General features: G+C 62.6%; 6 protein-coding genes. 4 read left to right on the top strand and 2 right to left on the bottom strand.

Annotated elements, in window-relative coordinates; genetic code table 11:
* Positions 1-281 precede the first annotated feature (281 nt).
* Positions 282-1499, bottom strand: coding sequence for a glutamine-hydrolyzing carbamoyl-phosphate synthase small subunit (carA, locus tag EN984_RS22290; RefSeq protein WP_127271513.1), 1218 nt, complete (start codon positions 1497-1499; stop codon positions 282-284).
* 276 nt (positions 1500-1775) lie between these two features.
* On the opposite strand from carA, the gene EN984_RS22285 reads away from it, so the two are divergent.
* On the top strand, positions 1776-2225 hold the full coding sequence (locus EN984_RS22285; protein WP_127272594.1) for a GatB/YqeY domain-containing protein: 450 nt from the start codon (positions 1776-1778) through the stop codon (positions 2223-2225).
* Between the two features lie 133 nt (positions 2226-2358).
* Positions 2359-2673, top strand: coding sequence for a hypothetical protein (locus tag EN984_RS22280; RefSeq protein WP_127271501.1), 315 nt, complete (start codon positions 2359-2361; stop codon positions 2671-2673).
* Here the strand turns inward: EN984_RS22280 and EN984_RS22275 are convergent.
* Positions 2663-3667, bottom strand: coding sequence for a LysR family transcriptional regulator (locus EN984_RS22275; protein WP_127271500.1), 1005 nt, complete (start codon positions 3665-3667; stop codon positions 2663-2665). The two genes, EN984_RS22280 and EN984_RS22275, sit on opposite strands and share 11 nt — an antisense overlap.
* Positions 3668-3768: 101 nt before the next feature.
* Between EN984_RS22275 and pcaD the strand changes: the two genes are divergently transcribed.
* Together pcaD and EN984_RS22265 are read left to right on the top strand one after the other, a co-directional pair.
* Complete coding sequence (pcaD, locus tag EN984_RS22270) at positions 3769-4560, top strand: 3-oxoadipate enol-lactonase (RefSeq protein WP_127272595.1); 792 nt, start codon at positions 3769-3771, stop codon at positions 4558-4560.
* Between the two features lie 277 nt (positions 4561-4837).
* Positions 4838-5083 carry a hypothetical protein gene (locus EN984_RS22265; RefSeq protein WP_127271942.1) on the top strand — a complete coding sequence of 82 codons (246 nt, stop codon included), beginning with the start codon at positions 4838-4840 and terminating at the stop codon, positions 5081-5083.
* Positions 5084-5086 lie beyond the last annotated feature (3 nt).

Raw genomic sequence — 5086 nt, 5'->3', positions numbered from 1 at the left:
ATGGCGCTGGCGCGAAAACTCCTCGTCATTCTCAATGCAAAAGCACGCGATGCGCGCATGGAGTTCGCCAATGCAACTTGACACCACAGATAGTCGCTCATTGCCCTGCCGGGCATTTCTCCCCGTATAGTGACGGGGAGAAAGATGCTGTTGTCCGATGGTTTCACCAATTATCAATGTTGCGAGAAGAACGCCAAGAGTGCGGCCAGCTTCCTTCTCCCCGTCACTATACGGGGAGAAGATGCCGGCAGGCAGATGAGGGGCGGCGCAAGCGGATCGCGCTAAGCCCGTTCGGCCAGCAATTCCTCGCCGCGCTTCTCGCGGATTAGATTGACGAAGCGACGGAACAGATAGTGCGAATCCTGCGGGCCGGGCGAAGCCTCCGGGTGATGCTGGACCGAGAACACCGGCCGGCCAGTCAGCGTGATGCCGCAGTTCGAACCATCGAACAGTGAGACGTGGGTTTCCTCGACGCCTGATGGCAGCGAGTCGGCATCGACGGCAAAGCCGTGGTTCATCGAGACGATCTCGACCTTGCCGGTGGTGTGGTCCTTGACCGGATGGTTGGCGCCGTGATGGCCCTGGTGCATCTTGGCGGTCTTGCCGCCCAGCGCCAGTGCCAGCATCTGGTGGCCGAGGCAGATGCCGAACACGGGGATGTCGGTCTTCAACAGATCCCGGATGACCGGCACGGCATAATCACCGGTGGCTTCCGGGTCGCCGGGGCCATTGGAGAGAAAAATGCCGTCCGGCTGCATGGCAAGGATTTCTTCGGCGCCGGTCTTGGCCGGCACCACCGTGACCTTGGCGCCGAGGCCGGCGAGCAGGCGCAATATGTTACGTTTGACGCCATAATCGATGGCGACGACATGCATTGTCGGTTCGGTCTGTTCGCCAAAGCCTTCGTTCCACACCCAGGGCGTCTCGCGCCAGACCGAGGACTGGCCCGAGGTGACATCCTTGGCGAGGTCGAGCCCGATCAGGCCCGACCATGCGGCGGCGCGCCGCTTCAGATCGTCGAGATCGAACACGCCGTCGGGCGCGTGCGCGATGACGGCGTTGGGCATGCCCTTTTCGCGGATCAGTGCGGTCAGAGCGCGCGTGTCGATGCCCGACAGGGCGACGATGCCGCGCTTCTTCAGCCATTGGTCGAGACCGGCGCCGGCGCGATAGTTGGAAGGATTGGTGACATCGGCCTTGAACACGGCGCCGACGGCACCGGCGCGGGCGGCGGGATTGAGGTCCTCGATGTCCTCGTCATTGGTGCCGATGTTGCCGATATGCGGGAAGGTGAAGGTGACGATCTGGCCGGCATAGGAAGGGTCTGTGAGGATTTCCTGGTAGCCGGTCAGCGCCGTGTTGAAGCAGACTTCGGCGACGGCGGAGCCGGTGGCGCCGAGACCGCGACCTTCGATGACGGTGCCGTCGGCCAGCACCAGAAGGGCGGTCGGCTTTTCAGTGGCCCAGGCGGGCGTCGAGGCGGCGGTCATCTCGGCCATGCGGCACTCCTATCAGGCCGCGCGCTGCAACCGGCCCGGCGGGCCATCTGCGCGGCAAACGGCGCGAAGCGGCGATTTCGCGGCTCCCACGCAGTCAAATTTCCGTTCATGCAAGGCCCAGTACATAGGGGAAGGGGGCAGGGCGGTCAATGATCATGCGAAATGCCGCCATGTTTTATTTCGCCTAGCAAAATCAGTGGCTTGCCCCGGCATATCAGGGTTTGCCTTGGCTCGCCCCCGGCGCTATTGTCCGCGCCGATCGAAGGAGAATGCACCATGCGCGGAAAAATCGCCGAATCCCTGAAGAGCGCGATGAAGGCGCAGGACAAGCACCGGCTGCCGACATTGCGGCTGATCCAGGCGGCTATTCACGACCGCGACATCGCCAATCGCGGTTCGGGCAAGGAGCCGGCCAGCGACGAGGAGATCCTGCAGATCCTGGCCAAGATGGTGAAGCAGCGCGAGGAATCGGCCAAAGCCTTCGACGACGGCAAGCGGCCCGATCTCGCCGCGCAGGAGCGCGGCGAGATGGAGATCATCCGCACCTTCCTGCCGACGCAGTTGGACGATGCGGCGGTGACGGCTGCGGCGCGCGAGGCGATCGCCGCGACCGGTGCGGCCAGCCAGAAGGACATGGGCAAGGTGATTGCCGCACTGAAGCAGAAATATGCCGGCCAGATGGATTTCGGCAAGGCGAGCGGCATCGTCAAGGGCCTGCTGCAGTAGGGTGCTGCTCATCTCGTCGCTTGGGTGGCCGACCGGGCGCTCCCGGAACCCAGATCCGTCCGGAATCGAAGTCCAGGAGTTGGAACTCGGATACCGCTGAGATGTTTATCCGTCATGCAACTGGAGAGATGTCATGACTGAGAACGAAACCCGCTATGAAACCGGTGCGACGAAATATCCGGCAAAGATCGATGCCGACGCTTCCGATGAATTCTCCCAGGATGCGGCCGCCAACAAGAAGCCCGCCGGCGGAATGGGGCTCACCCGCAGGAAGGATGAAGTAGAAGACCGAACCCGCCAGTCGGAGGGACAAAACCCGCCAAGGCAAGTCACGCCGAGCGCCGCAACCGAAAAGACGTCCGGCGCCGGCCCCGCTATCGCGGAGCGTTCAAAGGACGCCAAGGCTCCGAAGAGCGGCCGCCAGCCTGGAGCGTATGTCAAGAAGTGATCGCTGGACGGGACCCGAGAGGTCCTGGCGTTGCCACTTGCGCCTTTCGCGACTGGTTGGTGGGTGTCTGTCCGGCGGGCCCCGTCGGCTCCAATGCACGGCGCAATGTCGGCGCTTCCTGCTGGATATGATCCCACAGCCGGTTGGCGATCGGCCCATGCGGTCGGTCGCGGCGCCGCGCCACCACCAGTTCGTCGGTGCGGCCCGGCAGATGGCGGCCGGCAATGGATTGCAGGCGCCCGTCATGCAGTTCTTCCTCGATCAGGAAGCGGGGCAGGTGGCCCCAGCCAAGGCCCTGCAGGATGATCTCCTTCTTCATGCCCTGGTCGGCGACGAGGCATTGCGGCGCGCCTTCGATCAGCGAATAGTTTTGTTGTGGCGAATGGCGGGCGCTGTCGCGCATGACGCATTGGGTGAGTGCCTGCATCTGATCCAGAGTGATCGGCTGCTCGATACGCCCGGGCAGAAAGCCCGGCGCCACCACGGGAATGAAGGACACCTTGCACAGATCGACCCATTCCACCCGCGCATCGCCCTTGTCGACCCAGTGCAGGATCAGATCGGCTTCGTCATCGAATAGACGCTCCCATGGGCCGCCCACCGCTTCAAAATGCAGATGCAGGCGCGTGCCGGGGCACTGTGCGAAGAACCGCCCGAGCATGCCCAGCACATGCGGGCGCGGGCACAGGTCGCCTATCACCACGTGGATCTCGCTTTCCTCACCCATCGCCAACTGGGCGGCATGGACGCGCAAACCGTCCAACTCGCGCAGCAGCGATAGCGCTCGGCGGTGGAACGAAAGCCCGGCCTCGGTCGGACGCACGCGATAGCCGCTGCGGTCCAAAAGGATGAGGCCGAGCTGTCGTTCCAGCTTGGCGACGGCGGCGAACACCGCCGGGTGCGAGCGATACAGCATGGCCGCCGCAGGTTGAAAACCGCCGGTGCGGACCACTGCATCGAAGCATTGCAGGTCGTGCAGGGTGAATTCGGCCATGTCAGTTTTTACTACAGAGATTGTTCTATCTTTGTAATATCAACAAAATCGCTCCACGGCTAGGCTCTGTCTCGTTCAACGTTCCAGAAGGAATCTTCATCATGAATGAGCTGAATTTCGTCACAACGGGCGACGGCACGCGCATCGCCTACCGCTTCGATGGCGAGGCAAGCAAGCCGGTGCTGGTGCTGTCGAATTCCATCGGCACCACGCTGCACATGTGGGACAGGCAGATCGGCGAATTGTCGAAGCATTTCCGTGTCTTGCGCTACGATTTTCGCGGCCATGGCGGATCGAGCGTTCCCGTCGGCGCCTACTCGCTCGACCGGCTTGGCCGCGACGTCATCGAGCTGCTCGACGCGCTCGACCTGCAACGCGTACATTTCCTTGGCCTGTCGCTCGGCGGGTTCGTCGCGCAGTGGCTCGGCATCCACGCGCCGGAGCGGATCGACCGGCTGATCCTGAGCAACACCTCGTCCCATCTCTCGCCGGCAAGCTATTTCGACGAGCGGATTGCCGCGGTGCGGCAGGCACCGGACATGTCGGAAACCGCCGAGACGTTCCTGAGCAACTGGTTCCCCACGTCGATGGTTGCCGCCAACGAGCCGGTGGTCGAAGAGTTTCGCACCATGCTGCTGGCTATCGACCGGCAAGGTCTGGCGGGTCTGTTCGCAGCGGTTCGCGACGCCGATCTTCGCCGCACCGTAGCACTGATACCGCGGCCGACGCTGGTGATCGCCGGTCGGCACGACACGGTGACAGCAGCCAGCCACGGTGAGATGATTGCCGCGGCGGTGCCCGGCGCGAAGCTTATAGTGCTGCCCGCGGTCCATCTGTCGAACATCGAATATCCGGCAGAGTTCATCCAGGCTGTGGTCGATTTCCTGCGCTGAACTGGAGCGCGACGGAAAGGCGTCCGGCACCAGTCCGGCGGTCGCCGAAACGTTCAAAGGACGTACTGGTTCAGAAGGCGGGGCGGCGGCCTCGGTCAACGTGAGCGCCTCGGTGAACCGAGCCATCTGGCGAAAAGCTTATTCAACGCCTTCGGAACGATCCCGTCACCTTGCCATTATCAGCACGAGAGCCGGCTCGGACAGGCAAGCGCCGTGACCCGACCTTAGAGGCGGCCGATGACTTTCGAGCGCCAACACGAACACACCGGAGGAAGCGATGACTGGACGCAAAACCCATGACCAACAAATTCGCATCATTGAAGAGCGGGAAAACACAAAGAATGCCGGCAAGGATTTCGATTCAGAGGCGGATCTGAAACGATCAGCGGCGGAACGCGAAGCGCTGCGCAAAGGATCGGACATGAGAACCGACACACCTAACCTCGTCGATCCGGACGACCGCAACATCCTTCGCGGCAAAAATCAGGAAAGCGTCCATCACAAAAATCGTCCTGACGACTAGATG

It is taken from the genome of Mesorhizobium sp. M7A.F.Ca.CA.004.12.1.1 (assembly GCF_003997835.1).
In the GTDB taxonomy this organism is placed as follows: Bacteria; Pseudomonadota; Alphaproteobacteria; order Rhizobiales; family Rhizobiaceae; genus Mesorhizobium.
Note: the sequence above shows the minus strand (reverse complement) of the source record. Positions and strands in the feature narration are given on the sequence as shown.

Bases quoted from the DNA above. Each gene is read 5' to 3' on its own strand.
- EN984_RS22275 (WP_127271500.1), bottom strand. From the start codon at position 3,667: ATGGCCGAATTCACCCTGCACGACCTGCAATGCTTCGATGCAGTGGTC.
- EN984_RS22265 (WP_127271942.1), top strand. From the start codon at position 4,838: ATGACTGGACGCAAAACCCATGACCAACAAATTCGCATCATTGAAGAG.
- EN984_RS22285 (WP_127272594.1), top strand. From the start codon at position 1,776: ATGCGCGGAAAAATCGCCGAATCCCTGAAGAGCGCGATGAAGGCGCAG.
- pcaD (WP_127272595.1), top strand. From the start codon at position 3,769: ATGAATGAGCTGAATTTCGTCACAACGGGCGACGGCACGCGCATCGCC.
- EN984_RS22280 (WP_127271501.1), top strand. From the start codon at position 2,359: ATGACTGAGAACGAAACCCGCTATGAAACCGGTGCGACGAAATATCCG.
- carA (WP_127271513.1), bottom strand. From the start codon at position 1,499: ATGGCCGAGATGACCGCCGCCTCGACGCCCGCCTGGGCCACTGAAAAG.